The following is a 23586-nucleotide window of genomic DNA, read 5'->3' on the forward strand; positions in this document are numbered from 1 at the left end:
AAACCACCCATCTTTTATGTACAACCTTATTTTACCGCACCTGTGATCCCTTCTGCAAAGCTTTTTTGAAGAATAAAGAAAATAATTACAGTGGGAATGGTACAAATCAAAACAGCCAGCATAAGAGTACCGTAATCCGTCACATATCCCTCCGTAAGATTTGCCACCAGCATGGGCATGGTAATGCTTTTGGCATCAGACATAATTACTTTTGGCCAGAGATAACTGTTCCAGGCATTCATAAACGTTATGGTCATGGCTGCTGCATAGTTAGAACGCATAGTGGGCACAAACATCCGGTAAAAAATCTGGAATTCCGTCAGACCGTCAAGCCTTGCCGCCTCCATAATATCAACAGGAAATGACCTGGCACTCTGCCGGAACATCATGATTAAAAACGGGGTGGAAATGGTGGGAAGAATAAAGCCCAGGGTACTGTTTAAAAGCCCCGCCTTTGAAAACATTTTATAAAGGGGAATCATGGTTGCCGCAAAGGGAACCATCATTGCCAGTAGAATCAAGGTCATAACCCGGTCCTTCGCCTTATTATGAAACACTTCAAATCCATAACCTGCAAGGGAACAGATAAATAAGGATAATGCTGTCATGGTGACAGAATACCGAAAGGAGTTAAAAAGAGCTGAACTCACATTTTGGGAAGACAGCAGTTTTTCCCCATTATCCCAAAGAGCCGTTCCAAACAGTAAGGTTCCCCGGCTTACATCCACACTCTTATTGGTTGCCGCCACCAGCATCCAGTATAAAGGAAACGCAGAGATAAAAGATACAACAATTAAAAATGTATAAGCACCAATTTTCTTTCCTTTAGTCACGTTTATCACCTACCTTTAATTGTACCCATGCAAGAACTGCTACCAACAGAAGAATTAAGTAGGACATGGCTGCCGCATAACCAAAGTTTGGTACATATTTGAAAGAAACATTGTATATATAGTGAGACATGGTAATGGTGGCATTGGCAGGTCCTCCATTGGTTAAGTTCACAGATTCATCAAATAACTGCAATGTTCCATTGGTTGACATAATCGCGGTCAGTAAAATAGTTGGCTTTAACAATGGGATGGTTATCCGTAAAAAAGACTGTACGGGAGAAGCCCCGTCAATTTTTGCCGCTTCATAAACCGTATATTCAATATTTTGCAGACCAGATAAGTAAAATACCATATTATAACCGGTCCACCTCCATATAAGTGCCAGAATTATTACAACTCTGGCACTGCCTGGATGCCCCAGAAAATTATATCCTGTAGAAAGGATTCCAAACTTGATCAACAGAACATTGACCAGCCCGTCTACCGCAAATAAAGAGCGGAAAATCACTGCATAAGACACCAGGGAAGTGGCACAGGGAAGAAAAATAGCGGTACGGAATACCCCTTTGAATCTTAAATCCTTGTGATTAAGCAGGGAAGCCAGAATTAATCCCAACATGAGCATCATGGGAACCTGAATAACCAGGTATATAAAGTTATTTTTCAGTGCCTGAATAAAAACTCCATCCTGTGCCATACGCAGGTAATTGGTTGTTCCCGCCCATCTTGTCTTAGCCCCGATTCCAGTCTGAAAGGACAGAATCAATGCCTGAATCATAGGGAGAAAGCTCATAACTGCAATCAACAATGCGGCAGGAGTTAAGAATGTCCAGCCCGCCAGACTCTGTTTCTGTCCCAGAGACAACTGCTTCTTTGAATTTCTTATCAAACTTTCACCTCCTGCCTATTGCCCCATTGCAAACCTTACCGTATCTTCTGCCGTCTTGATCTCCGCTGCAATCTCTCCTCCTGCTACAATTTTTGTAATCGCCGTAGCCACTGCATCTCTTGCTTCATAATAATAAACACCCGTGTTGTTGGATGGCGCCTTTGACGCATAATCAGTAATCATGGCATAAACAGCTTCCCCACCAAAGAATTCCTGCGGTTCCTCATACACCTTACTATCTGCTGCCGGAAGATACGTTGTCATGGCACCAGATTTGGGAAGAATGGTTTCATACAGTTCTTTGCTTCCTGCAAAGGTTTTGCTTAAAAAATCAAATGCCAGCTCTTTGTTTTTACAGGCGGACATAACCGCCCAGCTAGAGCCGCCGTTGTTGGAATAATTTGTTGCCCCATCTACCTGCTCTAAACGGGGCATGTTGGTAATTCCCCAATTTCCTGCCTGATCCTCTGCAGTCTGTATGCTTGCCATGATCCAGCATCCGTTCATGGTTCCCCCTACAGTGTCGTTGGTCATGGTTCCTACATATTGATCCCAGTCATTGACCTCCACAAGTACTCCGCTTTTCACCAGAGAAGCGTAAGTCTCCATAACCCGTTCTAAAGTCTGGTTTCCTGCCATATCTGGGTTTCCATCCTGATCAAATAAACTTCCTCCGGCAGATTGAAGCATCATCATAATCAAGTCTGACTCTCCCGCCTGGCAGGAAAGCAGAGGTTTTCCCGTCTTTGCCAAAACCTTTTCTCCCATGGTCTGATATTCTCCCCAGGTAATATCTGTAAAATCTTCTATGGTATAACCTGCCTCCTTTAAAACATCGGTACGATAACAGGCTACTACTGTTCCGTTGTCAAAAGGCACACCATAATTTTTCCCTTCCACAACAGAATAGGCTGTTTTTGCTTTTGCAAATTTAGAAAAATCAACTCCGCTTTCTGTCAGATCTTCAAATGCGTCCGGATAGCTGATGACATTTTTCTGAAACGCATTATCCTGTAACAGCAAAATATCCGGAAGGGAATCCAGATTGCCTGAGGTTGCCGCTGTAGTCAGCTTCGTCTGTACATCAGCCCACGGGGTCTCCACCACATTGACTTTAACATCCGGATGTTCCTTTTGATAGACCTTTGCTGCTTCTTCCATGGCATAGACATTAAATGCCGGGTCCCAGCACCAGACCGTCAATTCATTGGATGCCTGTAAGTCTTTCCCCGGGCTGCATGCAGTCAAAAATGCCACAGCCCCTGCCAACAGAAATAATCCAACTTTCTTCATACCAAACTCCTCCTCTATTATGATAATTTTTAAACGGACAGGAAATAATCCAATCATCTGTTTCATCTTACGATCAGATTGTCCCGAACATGCTTCTTTTTGGCATTTTACTTAATCGTTTTATCCTCAGATATAAGAAAGGGGTTAAAAAAGCTGCTCCCTATGATGCAGTTTCCTGCACCATAGAGAACAGCTTCTCTAAGTAAGATAAATTCTTATTCCATTAAAGCACCAGTGTCGGAGGTGCATAAACTCTTGCAGCCAGTTCCGAATCAATTAAATAAAGCCCTTTGGCATCGTGTCCAAATAAATCATATCGTTTAATGATATCATCCGTATTCTTCTCTTCCTCACTCTGTTCTTTTACGAACCAGTCCAGAAACTGCATGGTACGGTAATCTTTTAAATCATACGCAGCCCCATAAATATCATGGATTGCCTTGGTTACTTTCAGCTCATGCTCATAAGCTTCTACCGTCGGCTGGCGGAAATCTTCATATATATAGTGAGGAGCTTTCACATCTCCCAATTCAACTTTTGCACCATTGTTAAGAAGATAATCCATAAAGAGCAAAGCATGATCACGTTCTTCCTGGGTCTGGATCTTAAACCAGTTTGCAAATCCGTTTAAATTGTTTTCTGCATAATAGTTTGATATATCGAGATAAACATAAGCAGAATAGAATTCAAAATTAATCTGTTTATTTATTTTTTCTATAATTGTCTTATCCAACATTATCAAATACCCCTTTCTTCTCTCTGTTTTTCACACCAGATTCTTGATTTCCTCTGGTGTTACTATATTCTAACACTTTGACCATAATTTTTCAATCATATATCATAAAATAATTATTAAATATAACGTCAGACAATTAAGCACTTATCTTCTTATTTGTATATTTATCTTCTATAAGATACCTATTTGATGATCTGCTTCAGCAAGAACTCTTTTCCAGAGGTATATGGTCTGTTTCGAAGCGGATTATCCAGTCTTCCACAATTTCTCATAATACTGCGGTAATGGGTAAAGGTATCAAAACTGTATTTCCCGTGATATCCGCCCATGCCGCTGCCGCCTACACCTCCAAAAGGCATATGACCGGTTGCCAGGTGTAAGATGGTATCATTGTGACAGCCCCCGCCGAAATTACAGTGCTTTCTTAATTTAGCAAATCTTCTCCCTGATCTGGTAAAGAAATAAAGAGCCAGAGGCGTATCCTTTTCATTGATATAATCAATCACCTCATGGAAAGAACGGTATGAGGTCACCGGAAGAATCGGGCCAAAGATCTCCTCCTGCATCACAGGACTTTCTTTGCTTACATTGTCTAAAATAGCAGGTTCCAGCAAACACGTTTCCCTGTCGCTCTTTCCTCCGTAATATATATCCTGATCTTTTAATAAACTGATAAGGCGGTCAAAATGCCTCTGGCTGATGATCTTTCCATAGCTTTTATTATTCAGAACATCTTTTCCAAGATTTTTTTTCATATATGCCTTCAAATAAAACATCAGTTGATCTTTTACCGATTCCTGAACCAGAATATAATCCGGCGCCACGCAGGTCTGACCGGCATTAATAAGCTTTCCAAATACGATTCGCCTGGCTGCCAGTTTTAGATCAGCGGTTTCATCTACAATACAAGGACTTTTCCCTCCCAGTTCCAAAGTAACCGGAGTCAGATGGCGGGCTGCTTTTTCCATGACAATGGTTCCAACCGCCTTGCTTCCTGTAAAAAAGATGTAATCAAAACGGTGTTCCAATAACTCTGTATTCTCTTCTTTTCCGCCCAGAATCACATCCACATGACCCCGTTCAAACGCATCCTCAATAATGTCCTTGATTACAAGAGAGGTATGTTCGCTGTATTCACTTGGTTTTACAATGACACAGTTTCCTGCTGCCACTGCTCCCAGCAAAGGACCCATAGACAGCATAAATGGGTAGTTCCAGGGAGAGATAATCAGCACTCTTCCATAAGGGTGAGGACTTCTGTAGCACAAGGCAGGAATCTGCATCTTTGAGGGCAGAACAAGCTGATTCCTGGAAAAACGTTTTGTATTGCAGATCATCTCCGTCAACTCATTTAAGATAAATCCCACTTCCGTTAAATACGCTTCATAGGAACTCTTCCCCAGATCTGTATACAAGGCTTTTTCCAGTTGGTTCCTATGTTTTTTTATAGACTTTTTCAGCCGGATCAGACTTGCAATCCGGTATTCCGGGTTCAGAGTAATTCCTGACTTATAAAACTTTTTCTGCTTTTCTATTACCTTGTTGATGATCATCCATGCACCTCCGGTATTCTTATCAGGGTGTGTCTAAAAACTCATTGTTTCAAGATGTGCGTCACACTTCGTGGGACGTGCAGATTGGATCAATGAGTTTTCAGACACGCCCTAATTAGAATCTATAAATGTTATAGTATAGCTGCTTTTCCCTGTTTCATGCAAAATCCACTTTTACTGCAAAAGTAAAAAGCCGGAAAGCCACAACTTTTATGACTTTCCGGTTTCTTTTGTCTTTTAACGTTCTTTTCTTTTCTCCCACATTGCCCATAACGTACCGGCAACACAGATAGAGGAATAACATCCCGTAACCACACCAAACAGCATTGGCAGAGAGAATTCAATAATAGATTCAATCTGAAAATACATGGATGCAGCCAGGATAATTACCACACAGATTGTGGTTGCGAGAGAAGTATTAATGGATCTTCCAAGGGTCTGGCTGGTACTGATATCAACCAGATCCGCAACAGAAAGCTTGCTGTTGTGTTTCTTGTTCTCCCGAATTCTATCATAAATAACAATGGTATCATTGATGGAATATCCAATGATCGTAAGGACCACCGCCACAAACGCATCATTGAGCGGGATTCCAAACAACACGAATGCAAAGAACACCACCATGGTATCATGGAACAGAGCGATCATTGCCGTAACTCCTGCGGGCAGTCCGGATATGGCTGAGAATCTGATCCATACATAGACAATGACAAACAGCAATGCCAGTCCTATGGCAAGACCTGCGTTCTTTAATGCTTTCGCACCAATATAAGGCTCTACAACATAGGTTTCTGAAAGCTTTGCATTTACCTGGTCAGAAGTGCTGTTAATGGCATCTGTAATAGCTTTCTGTGCATCCGGCGACATTCCTGCATTTCCTGCAAAGGTAACAGAAAGTCTCTTTAATCCTGTCATATTATCTTCTTTAATCTGAACAGTAACCGGTCTGTTGGTCTCTTTCTCCACGGCTGCCTGGATTTTATCGGTATCCGCATCATTGGATACGGAATAGCTTAATACAGCACCTCCGGTAAACTGAGTATCTAAGGTAACGCCTTTGGTGTAGCAGCCTGCAATTCCTGCAATCGTAATAACACCGGAAATAATGGCAAAAAGATATTTCTTCTGATAAAATGGTATGGTTTTAATATCTTTTCTGACCCGGAAATGTTTCACTTCTGCCAGTTTTCCATTCTCAATAAAGGATAAAAGCAAGTGCTTTGATACAGGAATTCCAATACATAAGTTAATGATCATACCCATCATCAGTGTATAACCAAAACTCAACATGGTCCCCGAACCAAGTGCCATTAATATAGCTGCAATAATTGCTGCCGTAATATTACCGTCAAAAACAGAAGAAAAAGCATTCTTATATCCATGAGTCACAGCGCCTTTGATGGACGCACCCTGTTTTAATTCATCGGATATACGTTCTGATGTAATAATGTTGGTATCTACGGTCATTCCCAACGTCAGAATAATACCTGCAATACCTGGAAGGGTCAGGGTATACTGCGGAATGGAAAGTGCCAGTAACTGAATCACCATCTGCAAAAATAAAGTAATGCAGGCAGAGACTCCAGGCAATTTATAGACACCGATCATAAAGATACAGATAATAATAAATGCAGCAATTCCTGCATCAATCATAATCGAAAGAGCGTTATTACCGAGAGCCGGGCTGATGGTGGAGAAGTTAGAGGTTGCAAGGGAAAACGGAAGCGCTCCTGCATTGATCTTTTCTGCCAGACTTTTCGCCTCATTATAATCTCTCATTCCCGTGATAACCGCCTGACCTCCGGAGATCTTTGTCTGCACTGTTGGGCTGGAAATCAGATCTTTATCCATATAGATGCTCATTCTCTTCCCAATCAGTTTGCCAGTAGCTTCTTCAAAAAGCTTTGCACCTTCTGCAGTAAAGCTTAAGGTTACATTATAAGCCTTGACTCCTTTGTCCGAGGTGGTCTGAGGTGTTGCAGTCTTTACGTCTTTTCCCCGGATCATCACATTTCCTTCCGGATCTTTAAAGCTCAGTTCTGCCATCTGACCCAGTTCCGCAATGGCATCTTCCGGGTTAAAATCAGTTTCTCCAGACTTCCATGGGAACTGTACAATAATATAACCGGAATTTTTATCCACCGTAACTTCACGGTCAGAAATATTCTGGTTATCCATTCTGGTTTCAATGATTTCTCTTGCCGCCTGAAGCTCCTCTTCTGTTGGCTTCCGGTCCAGATTCTGGGGTTCAAAAACAGCTTCAACCCCTCCTCGTATATCAATGCCGTAACGCATCTCAAAGATGCCCTTGATATCGCTTCCAAGACCAAATACGGCAAGTGCACATACGGCTGCAAGAATAACGAAAATCAACCCAAGCATTTTCTTTCCTGGTTTCATAAAATATCCTCTTTTCTGTTTAATTTTCACACATAATTTTAGCGCATGAAAATTCTCCTTTTTCTCCATCCGAATCGTGGATAAACCGGATCAGAAACATTCTGCTGATATAGCCTGCCTGCAGCAAAACAATAATAACCGCCCATAGAATCAGCGGAACAAATAAAAGCTCTGTGCCTGCAATCAGATATTTTACCGGAGAAACTCCAATGGAGAATCTGCCGCTTGAATTCGGAATCAGTTCATTATCGGTATCATCGTCAAATGCACCTGCAATCTCTAAAAGTCCTTTTGATCCCCGATGACCTGCACCCCGCTCCGAAACCGTCTTTTTAATGGCATGAGGCAGTCTTTTTCCCACATCAACAGGGAAAATATGAAATTCTGACAACAGCAGAGCAATACAAAATATGTAGGCTAAGATTCTTCGTATTCCTTCACTGCCTTTCGTCTGGTATCCCATAGGTACCCTCCTGTAACGAATACACAAATCCATTGTTTTCCGGATTTATATTTCAAAGAGCATTGTACTACAAATTTTTTAGAAATACAACTGCGGGTTGTAACTGGTATGTACATTTTTCATTATATTGGATATTTTAGCAATGCCACTTTTGCTGTATGATTGATTGAAATCAAACATCTTTTATTTTAGGAGGAAATCATGAACAACGGAAAAATCAAAAAGATTGTCTTCACAGCCTTAATGATCTCATTGACTGCAACCGCTACAATGGTAATTCGCATTCCATCTGCTTTTCAGGGATACATCCATCTGGGAGATGGAATGGTATTGTTAAGCGGACTGCTTCTCGGACCCTTTTTAGGAGCCGCCGCCGGAGGGCTTGGCTCCATGCTGGCAGACTTGCTCTCCGGCTACGTTCTTTATGCGCCAGCCACTTTTTTTATTAAAGCACTGGCAGCTTTTTTTGCAGGATTGATCTACCGGAAGTTTTCACACCTTCCATTTCTAAGTGCAGGTATTTTATGCAGTGTTATTATTACCGGAGGATATTTTTTATTTGAACTGATTTTATATGGACTCTCCCCTGCTCTGATCAACGTTCCATTTAATATGATTCAGAACATTGCAAGTCTTGTAACAGCCGGATGTCTGCTTCCCGTTCTTAAAAACATTACGGCAAGATTTGTATCATAGAACCGGGCAGTTCACCGGCCACGATGGCCTTTTCCCAGATAGAACCAGATCTATCTGGGCTGCTGCCTGTACTGCCATTTTAATCATACATTCTTCCGTATTGGATGCCATGTGAGGAGTTACCACCACCTGTTCAAGAGAAAGAAGGGGATTGTCTTTTTGGGGTGGTTCCTGGTGAAATACATCTATAAATGCACCTGCAATCTTCCCGGACTCCACTGCTTTTGCCAGTGCCAATTCGCATACCACTTCTCCTCTGGCACAGTTAATCAGATAAGCACTCTTTTTCATTAAATCAAATTCCTTTTCCCCAACCATTTCACTGGTACCAGAGGTCAGCGGAACATGAAGAGAGATAAAGTCAGACTGCTGGAATATCTGTTCCCAGCTTGCCAGACTCACATAATCCGGTAAGGAATCTTCTGTTAAATGAGGTCCGTAAGCGATGACTTTCATATCAAAAGCAAGACTCGCCTTTTTTGCAACTTCTCTGCCAATCCGACCAAAACCAATGATTCCCAGAGTCTTCTGATACAGATCCATCCCTTTATGACTGTTCTTATAATAAAAATTACTATCAAGCATTGCCTTATGGAGCAAAACGGTTCTCTTTGCTGCAGCGGCAATGGCACCTATGGTAAACTCTGCAACAGAGGTGGTTGTAGCATCAGGAGTATTGGTAACCCATATACCAAGTTGGCTGGCTACGGCAAGATCTATATTATTATATCCTGCCCCGTGACGAGCTACAATTTTCAAATTTTTCCCTGCTTCCAGTACTGCTTTGCCCACTGGTGCGGTTCTTAAAAGAATGGCATCGCAATCTTGTACATCCCGGCCGATATCTGCCTCTGATACACCGCTTCCCATCTTGATCTCATAGCCACGCTCTGTTAAGAATTCCTTTCCCTCCAAAGCAATATCCTGAGGAATCAACACCTTACCACTCATCTTATTTCCTCCCCTTTCTCCGTCTGTCCCAGACATTTTCCCGCCCGGAGCATGCGGAAAGTCCGTTCTGCCGCATTGCGGTACAATTCCTCCGCCCGTTCCATGGCTTCTTCGATTGACATAATTCCAGAAACTGTTGTTACAATACTCTCAATTCCAAAATCATATAACTGCTCTGCTCCATCTCCCATGCCGCCTACAATGGCAATGGCAGGAATGTTCTTTGCCCGACAGCGCATACCGATACCACTTGGAACCTTTCCAAACGCGGACTGCCAGTCCATACGTCCTTCTCCGGTAATAACCAGATCCACCCCTTCCAGCATGGAATCAAATTCAATAAGGTCCAAAACGGTGTCAATTCCAGACTTCATATCCGCATGAAGGAAGACCTTAAGTGCGGCACCAAGCCCTCCTGCTGCCCCGGTTCCTTTGATCTGATTCACATCAATTCCAGTCAGTTCTTTCAACCGGAACGCATAGTTTTCCATGCCTTTTTCCAACTGAGAAAGAATCTCTGCTGTGCCTCCCTTTTGTTTTCCAAAAGTATAAGTAGCCCCATCAGGACCGGTAAGGGGATTGGTTACATCGCACATGACAGTAAACTCCGTCTCCTTTACAGCCGGATGAAGGGCACTTAAATCAATGGATTTTACATTTTCCAGATCAGACCCAAAACCAGCAAGCAGATTCCCCTCTTTATCAAGGAAACGGATTCCAAGAGCCACCATGGCTCCCATTCCTCCATCATTGGTTGCACTTCCCCCAATGGCAATCGCAATCTTTCGATATCCCCGGTCCAGAGCATCACGGATCATCTCTCCGGTGCCATAAGTGGTGGTATGAAGAGGATTTCTCTTCTCCTCCGGCACCATGGGAAGACCAGAAGCAGCCGCCATCTCAATGACGGCATGATCTCCGTGAAATACACCATAGGAACAGGATACCGGTTCCATGAAAGGACCATGGGCATCTATGGTCTGAATCTGTCCATTCATTGCCTGTACTACCGCCTCCACTGTTCCTTCCCCTCCGTCGGCAACGGAGATTCCAGTGCACTGGCAGGAGGGAAATATCTGTTTTGCCGTTTCGGTCAGAATGGCAACAATCTGTCTGGAAGTCAAAGAGCCTTTAAAGGAATCAGATGCAAATAACAGCTTCATATTTCATACCTCTTTTCTTTCTATTTATAGCGAAAACAGACTGGCGGCAACAGGCGCCACCAGTCTTGTTTCATTAAAACCACAGCAGATCATAAAAATCAAAGCAATCCCGCTGTCTTCATCTCTTTTTTAATTCGCTCCAGAACCGGACCTTCCTGGGTTGCCAGATTTGGTTTATAAGGAAGCCCTACGTTCCTTCCTCTCAGATTCGCCATATCCTTTGCCGCTACCGGGAAACTGGCAGGGTCCATGGAAAGACGGACCGGATTTAATTTAAACTGTGCCTCTAAAGACCCTTTTAAATCCCCTTCTATGTATTTATTATACACATCCGTAATCAGCTCCGGCATAAAATTAGCCGCCGTACACACTCCGCCCACGGCTCCATGACACATGGAAGCATAAAGAAGAGTATCTTTTCCTCCAAACACCTTAAATCCAAGGTGGCGGGTTCTGCGGATGAATTCCGATGTCTGGGTAATATCTCCGCTGGTGTCTTTCATTCCTACAATATTTTTGACATCCGTTGCAAGGCGTTCCACCAGATCGGCAGACATGGTGTAGTTCACTCTGCCTGGATTATTGTATAAGAGAACCGGAGTCTCTGGAACAGACTGGGCAATGGTTTTAAAATGCTCATACAGTTCTTCTTCTGTAGGCTTTAAAAACATTGGCTGTAGCACAGATATGCCGGAGGCTTTATGCTCTACTGCCATTTTGGCAAGACGGCAGCACTTCTTCGTGCTGATAGCACCGATCCCAAAGTATACGGGGACCCGTCCGGCGGACTGATCCACCATAATGTCCAGTCCACGTTCCATCTCATCTTCTTCGATCACATAGAATTCACCATTGCTTCCAAATGCCAGAATTCCAAGGACTCCGCCTTCGATCACATAATCTACCTGATCTCTTAGTCTTTTCTCATCAATCAGTTCATTTTCATCAACAGGAGTGAGGATCGGAACAATCACACCTTTTATAAAATCTGTATTCATTATGTACCCTTTCCCCTTTTTATTCGGCTGGCTTTACTGTGGTGTTGGCGATCTTCTCGTAATATTTAACAAGGCTGGAATGATCTTCTTTTTCCAATCCATCGGCTTTTAATCCCTGCATCATCTCCATTAACTGTCCGGTTAACGGAACGGGAGAACTGATGGCATGAGCTGCATTTAAGGCATTGTTTAAATCTTTGATATGAAGTTCAATCCGGAAACCAGGATTAAAGTTGCGGTTTAAAATCATAGGTGCTTTGGCGTCCATAACGGTGGAGCCTGCAAGACCGCCCCTGATTGCCTGGTATACCAGCTCAGGATCTGTACCTGCTTTTTTAGCAAAGGTTAAAGCTTCTGATACAGCGGCAATGTTCACAGCAACCACGATCTGATTGGCAAGTTTGGCAACATTACCAGAACCAAGATCGCCTACATAAACGACGGAACCTGCCATGACCATAAGCATGTCATAATATTTATCAAACAGCTCCTTTTTTCCTCCAACCATAACCGAAAGTGTTCCGTCAATGGCTTTTGGCTCTCCGCCGGATACAGGGGCGTCTAACATGTCAATTCCAAATGCTTCCAGTTCTTTTCCGATGGCTTTGCTTTCTGTTGGGTCAATGGAACTCATATCAATCACAACCGTTCCTGGTTTTGCACCTTCTGCTACTCCGTTTTCTCCAAGTACAGCCGCTCTCACATGGGGGGAATTGGGCACCATAGTAATCACGACTTCACTGACAGCAGCCACTTCCTTACCGCTGGAAGCTTCTGTTGCTCCTGCAGATACCAGTTCTTCCACCGAACTTTTTTTATGGTCAAATACAGTCAGTTCATGTCCAGCTTTTAACAAATTCTTTGCCATGGGCTTTCCCATGATTCCTAATCCAATAAATCCAATCTTCATGTTATTCATCCTCTCTTTTAATCCATTGTCAGTAACTGATGGAATCAGCCATCTATGTTGTGATTATAAGAAAATAAGGAAGAATTTACTATAGGCGGTTTTACTGAATGATCGGACAATTCTTATACAAACCGCATATGGTTTCATTATTGTTTCTAAAACGTTTCATTATCGTTTCACATTAAAAACAAAATTCTAATCCAGATGATACTTCTTCCTCTTCCGCCAAAACGTTGTTTTACTCATCCCCAGTTCCTTTGCCGCTGCCTCACGGTTTCCTCCAAAACGAACCATTGCATCCTGTATCCGAATGGCTTCTTCCGGTATCTCAGACCAGCCCTGTTCTTCCTCCATGTCTTTGTGGCACTTATCTGGATAAAGTTCTTCCAGAAGGCGTTTCACAAAAGACTCATCAAGACTCCGTTTATTCGCCGTAAGAATCATGCGTTCACAAAAATTCTCCAACTGATACAGGTTCCCGCTCCAGGAATAATCAAGCAGCAGCCCCTCTGCTCCTTTTGTGAGAACATGATATCTGGAATAATGTTCACAGCATCCTCTTATGCAATCGTTTAATCTCTGCTTTAAATCCTCTTTTCGTTCCCGCAGCGGCGGAATCGTAACAGTCAGACCGGTCAGAAGATAAAATAGTTCCTCAATCAGTATTCCTCTTTCCTTATACTCTGATAATGAAAGTCTGGAAGTAACCATGACCCGCACCCGAATCCCCTGCTGCATTGTAAAATCAGCCCCTGATATGGACTTATACCGGATAAGCTGGCATAGCCGGTGCTGATTGGCTCTGGTAAGGCTTTCAATCTCCTCCAGCAATAGAGAACCGCCGGCTGTATGAATCACGGCACCTTTGTTCCCAAATATGGCTTCATACTGAGCAGCTTCATCAAGACCTTCACAGGATACGGCAGCAAAGGGACCATCTTTATTGATTCCTGCATTGTGAATGCTCTGGGCTAAAAGCCGCTTTTCCGTCCCCGGCTCTCCCGTGATGGACAATGGCTTTTCTGATAAGGCATAGAGCTTTGATAAGCGGACGCACTCCTGCATCGCCACTGATTCCTGTAATATATCCTCAAACGCTCCAAGGGCAACAAAGCCTTTTGACTCCTTCTTTCCTCTGGAAGTCTCTTTTTTCAGTCCCCCCTTTTTCATGCGGTGACAGGTTAAGATGGCTCCTTCCACCTTTCCTTCCATGACCACAGGTGCCACAATGGCAAACAAGGATACCCGGTTGATCTGCATGAACAAAGAATAGGATTCGCTTCCATACTCCAGCACCTGATGAAACGGTTCCCCTTTCAGCTCCGGAAACACCTCATATGCCGGGCGGTGCATGAACAGATTCTTTCCATTTCCAAGAATATCTTCCATGACAGCATTCATATCCACAATGATCCCCCGGCTATCCAGTCTGGCTACTCCGTTGAAGGAATAATCCAAAAGTGTTTCAATCTGGGCTGCATTACGTTTTTCCACCTCCATGGCATAATCCACCCGCTCTGCCATGGAAAACGCATTCTTTAAAGAATCTTCCGTATTGGAAAGAAACAGGGAAGCAATAGAAGCTTCTGCGGCGATCTCAACAGCCGTATCACCGCCGATCAATAGATCCACCTGATCTTTAACCGCCTGTTTTGCCATCTCCTCCAGACGGTCCCCTTTTTCTGCAAAATAAGTCCGCAGTTCAATGTCATAAATCTCATCAAAATACGTCATATCGCAGAACATGTTCTGAAAACCTGCCACACCGATGACAGGAGTCTCTTTCTTTAGGATCTGTTTTGCTTTTCTCACAAGAAGAGCCATCTCCTGGGCGGTAATGACGATCTCCACAACCGGAATATCCGTATATTGTTTGATTAATGACGCCTGAAGCCCTCTGGCGATGATAATGGTTGCTCCGCCTGCAATGGATTGTCTTGCCTCAGAGACAGAATTCTGAGTCTTTATGACTTTCATCTCATGGATGTTATAATTTTTTTCCTGAAGGATGTTATGAGCCTGATAAAGCATTTCCTCTCTGGAAACAAGTAATGCGATCTTTCCCATGATAACTCCTTTTTCTGCTTTCTTCTGTCATTCTACTACAGGAGCCTGTGTCTGTCCATCATGAAAAAGCGGAAGAATAAGACTAAAAGCCTGATTGAAACCGGTTTAATATAAACGCAATATCTTTTCCTATACTCTCTTATAAAATTCTTATTCTGTTTAAAGCAGTACCACAATGACGCACAAGGAAAAGTTCAGCCAATGTTCAGATAAGCGACACTTGTAATTCAGAGACCTCATTTATGATATGTCTGTCAGGAGGTAACAATATGGAAGAACACGGCAGACATGAACACAAACTTTATATTAACTTGTCAGATTATATTCAACTTCGCTCAAAAATGAAGTGCATCGCAAAGCCAGATGCCAATGCTGGCAGCAATGGCAAGTATAAAATAAGAAGCCTGTATTTTGACAATTATGCCGACAAAGCTGTTGTTGAAAAACTTTCAGGTCAAAGTAAACGGGAGAAGTTCAGGATACGGTTTTACAACGATGACCCTGCATTTATCCGATTGGAAAGAAAAAGCAAAGCGAACAGGTTGTGCTACAAGCAAAGCGCAGCAATTACAGAAGAACAGTGCAGATTAATCATTGCGGGGCAGTATGATGTTTTAAAAAATATTGATTCCCCTTTGGCAATGGAGCTCTACACAAAAATTCAATACCAAAACTTGCGGCCCAAAACAATTGTGGATTATAAGCGTGAAGCCTTCGTCTATCTCGCCGGTAATGTGCGCATTACATTTGATGATGATATTCGTTCTTCAAACAACGTCCAAGGACTTTTTAATCCGGAACTTGTAACTACTCCGGCTGCAAACATGGCGGTATTAGAAGTTAAGTATGATGGCTTCATACCAGAAATCATCCGGCAGATGATACGGATAGATGGGCGGTACGAAACAGAGTTTTCAAAATATGTGGTGGCACGATTAGTATAATAATAAAAGGAGCATATATCATGTTAGAACAATTACTGAATTTTTCATTTTTAAATAAGGCGGCATCTTTTTCCATTCCAGATATACTGGCTGCATTGGCCATATCATTTGTCATTGGACTATTTATCTTTGTGGTTTACAAAAAAAACTATTATGGTGTTATGTACTCATCATCGTTTGGCATCTCGCTAATCGCCATGAACCTGATTACCACTCTTGTTATTCTTGCAGTTTCATCAAACCTGATAACATCTTTAGGTATGGTCGGCGCACTCTCTATCGTCCGTTTCAGAACGGTTGTAAAGGAACCACTTGATCTTGTGTATCTGTTTTGGTCGATTACTGTTGGAATTATCGTAGGTGTTGGGCTCATTCCGTTAGGCATTATTGGATCTGTTGTTATCGGGCTGGTATTGTTTATCTTCGTAAACCACAAAACAAACGATACACCCTATGTAATTGTAATTAACTGTGATGACGATAATGCCGAAACAAAATCACTTGACATGGTGAAAAACCTGACCAAAAAGCATATCGTGAAAGCGAAAAATGTATCAAAAAATGGAATTGAACTTACTGTTGAAGTTCGCCTTAAAGATTCTTCCGTAAAATTTGTAAATGACTTGTTGGATGTTGGCGGCGTAACCAATGCAGTATTAGTAAGCTACAATGGCGATTACTATATGTAAATAGCAAATGGAAGGTGAAAGCGATGATAAATAGCAAGCATATAACTAAAATTGCAGCCCTGCTTATCTGCCTGTCACTGCTTCTCTGTGTGGGAATTGTATATGTCGCAAACGGAAACACAAAAGCAAAGGTTGTCGAGTATAAATCACGGCTTTTTGGTGACGAAATCATTAGTCTGGATATTCAGGTGAATGAAACTGACTGGCAGGAAATGTTAGATAACGCCACCGCAAAAGAATACATATCTGCAGATTTAATGATAAATGGTGAACTGTTTACTACGGTAGGTTTACGCACAAAAGGCAATTCCAGTTTATCACAGGTATCACAGATGCAAGACAGCGACCGATATAGCATCAACATCAAGTTCAATCATTATAAAAAGGGGCAGACCTACTATGGACTTGATACCTTTTGTATCAATAACCTTGTTGGCGATACCACCTATATGAAGGACTATCTGTCCTACGACATCATGAAATACATCGGTGTAAATACACCTCTGATGAATTATGCAAGCGTAACTGTAAATGGAGAAGATTATGGCTTTTTCCTTGCCCTTGAACGTTACAATAAATCTTATCTTGATAGGATTTATGATACATCAGGCGGACAACTTTACAACGTAAAAATCTCTATGGGCAGACATGAAGATCTTACGGACGACAGTGACAACCAAAATGCTGGTGAAGCACAAAAGGCAATGAATAATACACAGAGACAGCCACCAGCTAATTCGGGAGACGGTGAGCAGGATTCACCGGACGGCGACAAGCAAAGACCGGGGGGTGGCACGGGGGGCTTTCCTATGGGGGGCATGAACAACCGAGGTGGAGGCGACCTTGTGTATGTGGATAATAAAATTAGCAGCTACAGCAGTATTTTTGAAAATGCGGAGTTTAAGTCAAACTCCGATAAAGATAAACAGCGAGTGATAAGAGCCCTTAAAAACTTAAGCGAAGGAAAGAACCTTGAAGAATATTTTAATGTAGATGAAACATTGCGGTACCTGGCGGCACACACGGTTGTTGTGAACCTTGACAGTTATTCATCCGGCATGGCACAAAACTACTACATCTACGAGCGTAATGGCAAAATAACAATTTTACCGTGGGACTATGGACTTGCCTTTGGCGGTTTCCAAAGTGAAAGTGCAGACAGTGTTGTGAATTTTCCCATTGATACGCCGGTGAGTGGTGTTACGATGGAATCCCGGCCTCTCATTGATAAGCTATTGGAAGTACCGGAATACAAAGAGAAGTATCATGAGTACTTGCAACAGATTGTGGAGGGCTATTTTGAAAGCGGTACTTTTGCACAAACGGTAATGTTGCTAGACGATAAAATAAACAGCTATGTAAAAGGAGACTCCACCTCTTTCACTACTTACGAAGCATATGAGACATCCATTCCAGTTTTAATTGACCTTGCAACACTGCGTGCGCAAAGCATTGCCGGACAGTTAGACGGCAGTATTCCATCGACCACAGACGGTCAAAATTCTGATAAAAGTTCATTAATAGATGCTTCTCACATCAATCTGTCTGCCTTAGGAAGCATGATGGGTGGTGGCAGAGACCGTGAGAAGGATGGCGGTTTTGGTGGCGGTGAGCGTGGACACGGCGGGTTCGGCGGCAATATGTTTGACCGCGAACTGTTACAGAAAATCATCCCTATTTTGCAGGAAAGCGGCGACGAAATGACCGAAGATGTTAAAGCCAAGCTTTTGGATTTAGACTTGACCGAAGAACAGATTGAACAGGCAGCGGAGCTTATGAATCAAATGGCCAATGGCGAATTTGACGTACAAAACAGACAGAGTGGCTTCCCCGGGGGCGATCAGAAAGAACGAGGACAGTTCCCCGGCAATATTCCGGCCATGCAAAGTAGCGTAGGAACTCAAAGCGCATTAAATCCTACTACTATGATTGTGACACTTGCCTTATTGCTTGTTCTAGCCGGTGCAATAGTTTTTATCGCGCGGAAGAAAAAGACTTACTAAAAGTTAACGGCTGGATATCAACTTCCAGCCGTACTTTGCTGTGATTCCATTTATTTCATGGTATAATAATCACAAAGGGCAGGGTTATGATACTGTATTCAAATGGCCCGCCTATGGCGATGGCCAATTATACCATAGCGCTTCACTTCTATGGTATAATACTTCATAACAAGGTGGTGAATTCTATGGCAAAGATATTGATTTGCGATGACGAAAGCGGTCTGCGTGCCGTAATAAAGCGTTATGCTCTTTTCGAGGGTTATGAGGTAGCAGAGGCTTCTAATGGTATGGAAGCTATTGAAGCCTGCCAGAAAGAAACATTCGACATTATCATAATGGATATTATGATGCCGGAGTTGGACGGCTTTTCGGCAGTTAAAGAAATACGTAAGATTTCCGATACACCAGTTATCATGCTATCGGCACGTAGCGAGGAGTATGACAAAGTGCTTGGTTTTGAAGTTGGTATTGACGACTATGTTGTAAAACCATTTTCTTCAAAAGAAATTATGATGCGCATAAACGCAATTCTTAGAAGAACAAGCAGAAGAGTAAATAGTGATACCAATAACGAAGGTCATGTTGTTTTTAAAATAGCTGGCTTTGAGGCTGATTTAACTGCTCACAAAGTCACTATTGACGGCGTAGTGGCAAACATGGCACCCAAAGAATATGATTTGTTGTTTTTTCTGATCCGGAACAAAAACATTGCCGTGCCACGAGAAAAAATATTAACCGAAGTATGGGGCTATGACTATTTTGGAGATGACCGAACATTAGATACCCACATAAAGCTGTTGCGAAAATCTTTGGGACAGTACGCAAACCTGATTGTAACTTTGCGCGGGCTTGGGTATCGGTTTGAGGGGTGAAACGATGAAAAAATCCGGGCGTTTGATGTGGAAAATATTTGCCTTTTTGCTTGGCTTTTGCGGCTTGCTTTTGGCAGTCTTATGGGTGTTTGAAACAGTTCTGCTTGACCGGATGTATGAGGGCATCCGTAAAAACGAAATTAACGATGCCATTGTTTTGATAGAAGAAAACATTGACAACCCAAAACTAAATCAAATCATCATGTCACTGGCTGATGATTCGGAAATTTTAGTTTCCCCGGCTCATGAATTCGCGCCGCCAGACAGACCGCGTGGTGGTATGCCTCCCATGCGGCAAACCATTACCAAAACAAAGGACTTTATCACAGCCGAGGGAAAGACGGTTACGCTGGTATTTTACGCTATCATTACGCCAGTTAGTGCAACCATATCCACAATAAAGGTTCAGCTTTATTATGTGACAGGTATCATGGTGGTTCTTTCAATTGTACTAGCTTTCATCATAGCCAAAACAGTTTCAAAACCCATTGAAAACTTGAATGAAGGCGCAAAAGTTCTTGCTGCTGGAATTTATGATGTTCATTTTTCTGGCGAGGGGTATCAAGAAATCCATGAGCTTTCCGACACACTGAATACTACTGCCTATGAACTTTCAAAGGTCGAATCACTGCGGCGGGAATTACTTGCGAATGTGTCGCACGACCTGAGAACGCCACTCAGCCTAATTTATAGCTATTCTGAAATGATGCACGATTTTCCGGGCGAGATAACACAAGAGCAAATACAAGTTATTATGGATGAAACAACCCGTCTAACATCGCTTGTAAATGATATGCTGGATATTTCAAAATTTGAAAATGGCGTTCAAACACTAAACCCGACATGGTTTAATTTGCACGATACATTGCAGCCGATCACACAGCGAATGAATGCCATTCTCAAAAAAGATGGTTATGTTGTGGAGTTTGATGGCACAGATGATGTTCTCATTTTTGCCGATAAGGTTAAATTGGAGCAGGCATTTTATAACCTTTTGACAAATGCCATCAACTACACCGGTGTTGATAAAAAAATATCTGTATGGGTGGAAGATGTACAAGATAGAGTAAAGATCAGCGTCCGGGATTTTGGCGATGGAATTGAGGCAGAGAACCTCCCATTTATTTGGGATAGATATTATAAAATTGACAAGGAACACAAAAGAGCTTTAATGGGAACAGGACTTGGACTTTCTATTGTGAAAAAAATAGTAGAGATGCACAAAGGAGAATACGGGGTAGATTCACAGGTTGGCAAAGGCAGTACGTTCTGGTTTTTTATTCCTATAGAAGCAGCGAACACGATGTTATAATTCCACATCTTGTGATTTCTGTGGCTGCTATACCCGCTGCTCCTGTAGCAAAATACGATAAACACCTTTACGTATTTTCTTGGCTTCGGCAACTTCGTCTTTCAATATTTCCTATAAAGTAAAAAAGAGGGTCTTCTCGATAGAGAAGACCCTCTTTTTCCCATGTTATTATTTCCCAAATGCTTCCCTTTCGTCTGCCAGGAATTTTTCAATTCCCTGATCCGTCAAAGGGTGTTTCATCATCTGCATCAGAACGCCATAGGGAACCGTAGCAATATCTGCCCCTGCCTTTGCGCAGTCAATGATATGAATCGGGTTGCGAATGCTTGCCGCAATAATCTCTGTTTCAATACCATGTACCTGGAAAATCTCTGTAATGTCACAGATTAAATCAATTCCCGGCATGGAGATATCGTCAAGACGACCTAAAAATGGAGATACATAAGCAGCTCCTGCTCTGGCAGCCAGAAGTGCCTGTGCCGCAGAAAAAATCAAGGTTACATTGGTCTTAATTCCCTCTGCATGTAACACCTTAACAGCCTTTAATCCCTCTGGTGTCATTGGAATCTTTACGATCATATTGGGATGAATGGCAGCGATCTGCCTGCCTTCTTCAATCATGCCTTCTGCATCTGTGGTAGAAGCTTTCACCTCACCGCTGATGGGTCCATCCACAAGGGAAGTGATCTCCTTTATTACTTCACCAAAATCACGGCCTTCTTTGGCAATTAACGATGGATTGGTAGTTACCCCGCAGATGATCCCCATATCATTTGCTTTCTTTACATCTTCCGTATTCGCTGTATCTATAAAAAATCTCATTGCAACTCTCCTTAGGTTTTCTATTCGTACCTGTTAACTGACCTTGCAAAATTCAATTTTTTCCCCATTTGGTCCTTCAAAAATAAAAAAGCGGTTATTTCTGGGAGCAAACATCTGATTGGACTCAATCCCATTGGAAATAAGCTTATGCCCCTGTTCCACAATTTCTAAAAAAGCTTCATCAAGATTGTCACAGGTTAAGGCAATATGGTCGATATTGCCCACAGGCTTCTTCTCCTGACGCCTTGGATAGAATTCAATCACACAGGTTCCGCATTGGAGCATTCCCCGGATGCCCCCATCCACCAGATAAGTAAATCCCAGATTCTCATAAAATGCCTTTGTTGTCTCTGGATCGTCGGTGGGAATTGCCACATGGGCAATTCCGGACGGTCTGTTCACCAGCATGGCAAACCTCCTATGCAAGCAGGCTCTTTACATACTCTGCGATTGCTTCATCTTTACAGTGTGCAAAGAACAGGTCTTTGAATTTCTCTCCGCTGATAGCACCTTTTAACAATTCCTGGTCAAGGCCCTTTAAGCAGGTGAGAATGTCTTTTAAGTTGTTTTCTCTTACTACATCTAAGATCTTTTTATTTCTCTGTTCCGGAACGGCTCTCTCCCTTGGATAGCCCTGTCCGCTTTCCTCTGAGAATAATTTTTCAAATACATATTCCAGGTTCAGTTCAGCACCCCAGCCAAATCCTTTTGCAAATGGCATTGCAATGGCATTGCCATCATTGATCTGTGCAAACATATATGCGTCACTTGGGTCAATAACAAGCCCGCAGATCACACCTGGAAAGCTGTTTAATGCCAGCATGGCACCTGATCCGGTTCCACATCCGGTAATTACATAATCTGCTGCACCAGAATTTAAAAGGATAGCTGCAAGAATTCCATTCTGTACATAAGTAAGGGAACAGGAATCCTCTGGGGAATACATTCCATAGTTGTCTACTTCATAGCCCTTGGTATCTGCAACTTTCTTTAAACTCTTATAGATCAATTCATTCTTAGCCGCCTGGCTGTTCTCGTTAATTAATGCGATTCTCATACTTCCAACACTCCTTTGATTTGATGATATACTTGTTCCTGGCTCAGACCGTATTCTTCCAGAAGTTCTTCTGGTTTTCCGGACTGTCCAAACCGGTCTTTTACACCGATTTTTTTGAATGTTACATGACACTGATTCTCAAGAAGAACCTCTCCCACCGCATCACCAAGTCCGCCAATGGTACTATGCTCCTCTACAGTAATAACCTTACCGCATTTTGACGAATAATGCAAGATACATTCGCGGTCAATAGGCTTTATTGTGTGCATATTCACAACTGTAATGGATTTTCCTTCTGTTTTTAGTCTTTCTGCACAATTAAGGACAGTGGCGACCATGATGCCACAGGCAAAGACTACGGCATCACTGCCTTCTTCCAGCACGTTGGCTTTTCCGATCACAAAAGGCATCTCCTTTTCAAACACAGGACTGGGAAGTCTTGCCAGACGCAGATATGCCGGTCCTTTCATCTCTGCCACTGCCTTTACTGCCCGGTGAGTCTCACTGGCATCACAGGGAACAACAACCGTCATTCCAGGAATAACACGCATCAGTGCCAGGTCTTCAATTGCCTGATGGCTTCCTCCGTCCTCTCCAAGAGTAATCCCGGAATGGGTCATACCCAGTTTTACGTTGAAATTGGGGTAAGCAACACCGTTACGAACCTGTTCATAGGCGCGTCCTGCACCAAAGATGGCAAAGGTACTGCAAAAAGGAATATATCCCATCGTAGAAAGCCCCGCGCTCATATCAACCATATTTGCTTCTGCAATTCCTGCATTGAAAAAACGATCCGGAAATTTTTCTGCGAAAGTCGCGGTCATGGTGGCATGGGCAAGATCTGCATCCATAACAACCACCTTCTCGTTTGCTGTTCCAAGCTCTGCAAGTGCTTCTCCGTATGCTACTCTGATTGCTTTTAATTCACTCATGTC

Annotated in this window: 22 protein-coding genes; 6 read left to right on the plus strand and 16 right to left on the minus strand. The window is 42.7% G+C overall.

Translation table 11 applies throughout. The features are described from left to right. Positions 1–26: 26 nt before the first annotated feature. The 7 genes from FAY33_RS08735 to FAY33_RS08765 form a co-directional block, all read right to left on the minus strand. Positions 27–842, minus strand: coding sequence for a carbohydrate ABC transporter permease (locus tag FAY33_RS08735; protein ID WP_347562672.1), 816 nt, complete (start codon positions 840–842; stop codon positions 27–29). After that, complete coding sequence (locus FAY33_RS08740; protein ID WP_143320967.1) at positions 826–1719, minus strand: sugar ABC transporter permease; 894 nt, start codon at positions 1717–1719, stop codon at positions 826–828. Before FAY33_RS08740 ends, FAY33_RS08735 begins: the two co-directional genes overlap by 17 nt. An 18-nt stretch (positions 1720–1737) precedes the next feature. Beyond that, complete coding sequence (locus FAY33_RS08745) at positions 1738–3015, minus strand: extracellular solute-binding protein (RefSeq protein ID WP_143320824.1); 1278 nt, start codon at positions 3013–3015, stop codon at positions 1738–1740. A 223-nt stretch (positions 3016–3238) separates the two neighbouring features. Further along, the gene (locus tag FAY33_RS08750; RefSeq protein WP_143320826.1) at positions 3239–3751 is read right to left on the minus strand and encodes a ferritin; all 513 of its coding nucleotides are present in this window, start codon (positions 3749–3751) and stop codon (positions 3239–3241) included. 182 nt (positions 3752–3933) lie between these two features. Next, on the minus strand, positions 3934–5304 hold the full coding sequence (locus FAY33_RS08755) for an aldehyde dehydrogenase family protein (RefSeq protein ID WP_143320827.1): 1371 nt from the start codon (positions 5302–5304) through the stop codon (positions 3934–3936). Positions 5305–5541: 237 nt separating this feature from the next. Next, the gene (gene secF, locus FAY33_RS08760; RefSeq protein WP_143320829.1) at positions 5542–7704 is read right to left on the minus strand and encodes a protein translocase subunit SecF; all 2163 of its coding nucleotides are present in this window, start codon (positions 7702–7704) and stop codon (positions 5542–5544) included. 19 nt (positions 7705–7723) lie between these two features. Beyond that, positions 7724–8167 (minus strand): hypothetical protein, encoded by a 444-nt coding sequence (locus tag FAY33_RS08765; protein ID WP_143320831.1) that lies wholly within the window; start codon positions 8165–8167, stop codon positions 7724–7726. 201 nt (positions 8168–8368) lie between these two features. Here FAY33_RS08765 and FAY33_RS08770 point away from each other — a divergent pair, with 201 nt between their 5' ends. Beyond that, positions 8369–8863: an ECF transporter S component gene (locus FAY33_RS08770; RefSeq protein ID WP_143320833.1), complete on the plus strand. Its 495-nt coding sequence runs from the start codon at positions 8369–8371 to the stop codon at positions 8861–8863. On the opposite strand, the gene FAY33_RS08775 is transcribed toward FAY33_RS08770, so the two are convergent. The 5 genes from FAY33_RS08775 to FAY33_RS08795 form a co-directional block, all read right to left on the minus strand. Further along, the gene (locus FAY33_RS08775; protein WP_143320835.1) at positions 8858–9814 is read right to left on the minus strand and encodes a hydroxyacid dehydrogenase; all 957 of its coding nucleotides are present in this window, start codon (positions 9812–9814) and stop codon (positions 8858–8860) included. The two genes, FAY33_RS08770 and FAY33_RS08775, sit on opposite strands and share 6 nt — an antisense overlap. Then, positions 9811–10977 (minus strand): glycerate kinase, encoded by a 1167-nt coding sequence (locus tag FAY33_RS08780; RefSeq protein WP_143320837.1) that lies wholly within the window; start codon positions 10975–10977, stop codon positions 9811–9813. Before FAY33_RS08780 ends, FAY33_RS08775 begins: the two co-directional genes overlap by 4 nt. A 98-nt stretch (positions 10978–11075) precedes the next feature. Next, positions 11076–11975: a dihydrodipicolinate synthase family protein gene (locus FAY33_RS08785; RefSeq protein ID WP_143320839.1), complete on the minus strand. Its 900-nt coding sequence runs from the start codon at positions 11973–11975 to the stop codon at positions 11076–11078. Positions 11976–11994: 19 nt separating this feature from the next. Further along, the gene (gene garR, locus FAY33_RS08790) at positions 11995–12930 is read right to left on the minus strand and encodes a 2-hydroxy-3-oxopropionate reductase (protein WP_279231856.1); all 936 of its coding nucleotides are present in this window, start codon (positions 12928–12930) and stop codon (positions 11995–11997) included. Positions 12931–13080: 150 nt separating this feature from the next. After that, complete coding sequence (locus FAY33_RS08795) at positions 13081–14952, minus strand: PrpR N-terminal domain-containing protein (protein WP_143320843.1); 1872 nt, start codon at positions 14950–14952, stop codon at positions 13081–13083. A gap of 269 nt (positions 14953–15221) precedes the next feature. Between FAY33_RS08795 and FAY33_RS08800 the strand changes: the two genes are divergently transcribed. From FAY33_RS08800 to FAY33_RS08820, 5 genes are all read left to right on the plus strand, one after another. Further along, positions 15222–15896 carry a polyphosphate polymerase domain-containing protein gene (locus FAY33_RS08800; RefSeq protein WP_143320845.1) on the plus strand — a complete coding sequence of 225 codons (675 nt, stop codon included), beginning with the start codon at positions 15222–15224 and terminating at the stop codon, positions 15894–15896. A 20-nt stretch (positions 15897–15916) separates the two neighbouring features. After that, the gene (locus tag FAY33_RS08805; RefSeq protein WP_143320847.1) at positions 15917–16585 is read left to right on the plus strand and encodes a DUF4956 domain-containing protein; all 669 of its coding nucleotides are present in this window, start codon (positions 15917–15919) and stop codon (positions 16583–16585) included. 23 nt (positions 16586–16608) lie between these two features. Next, on the plus strand, positions 16609–18588 hold the full coding sequence (locus tag FAY33_RS08810) for a CotH kinase family protein (protein WP_143320849.1): 1980 nt from the start codon (positions 16609–16611) through the stop codon (positions 18586–18588). Between the two features lie 185 nt (positions 18589–18773). Then, on the plus strand, positions 18774–19460 hold the full coding sequence (locus FAY33_RS08815; RefSeq protein ID WP_143320851.1) for a response regulator transcription factor: 687 nt from the start codon (positions 18774–18776) through the stop codon (positions 19458–19460). 4 nt (positions 19461–19464) lie between these two features. After that, positions 19465–20772 (plus strand): HAMP domain-containing sensor histidine kinase, encoded by a 1308-nt coding sequence (locus FAY33_RS08820; RefSeq protein ID WP_143320853.1) that lies wholly within the window; start codon positions 19465–19467, stop codon positions 20770–20772. Positions 20773–20940: 168 nt separating this feature from the next. On the opposite strand, the gene fsa is transcribed toward FAY33_RS08820, so the two are convergent. Genes fsa through FAY33_RS08840 form a run of 4 tightly spaced genes read right to left on the minus strand, consistent with a single transcriptional unit; the run spans position 20941 to position 23583 of the window. Then, complete coding sequence (gene fsa / locus FAY33_RS08825) at positions 20941–21594, minus strand: fructose-6-phosphate aldolase (protein WP_143320854.1); 654 nt, start codon at positions 21592–21594, stop codon at positions 20941–20943. Positions 21595–21627: 33 nt separating this feature from the next. Next, entirely contained in the window at positions 21628–22002 is a 375-nt protein-coding gene (locus tag FAY33_RS08830) for a VOC family protein (RefSeq protein ID WP_143320856.1), read from the minus strand. 10 nt (positions 22003–22012) lie between these two features. After that, positions 22013–22651, minus strand: coding sequence for an RpiB/LacA/LacB family sugar-phosphate isomerase (locus tag FAY33_RS08835; protein WP_143320857.1), 639 nt, complete (start codon positions 22649–22651; stop codon positions 22013–22015). Next, the gene (locus FAY33_RS08840) at positions 22648–23583 is read right to left on the minus strand and encodes a transketolase C-terminal domain-containing protein (RefSeq protein ID WP_143320858.1); all 936 of its coding nucleotides are present in this window, start codon (positions 23581–23583) and stop codon (positions 22648–22650) included. Before FAY33_RS08840 ends, FAY33_RS08835 begins: the two co-directional genes overlap by 4 nt. Positions 23584–23586 lie beyond the last annotated feature (3 nt).

It is taken from the genome of Clostridium sp. HBUAS56010, assembly GCF_007115105.1.
Lineage (GTDB): Bacteria > Bacillota > Clostridia > Lachnospirales > Lachnospiraceae > Lacrimispora.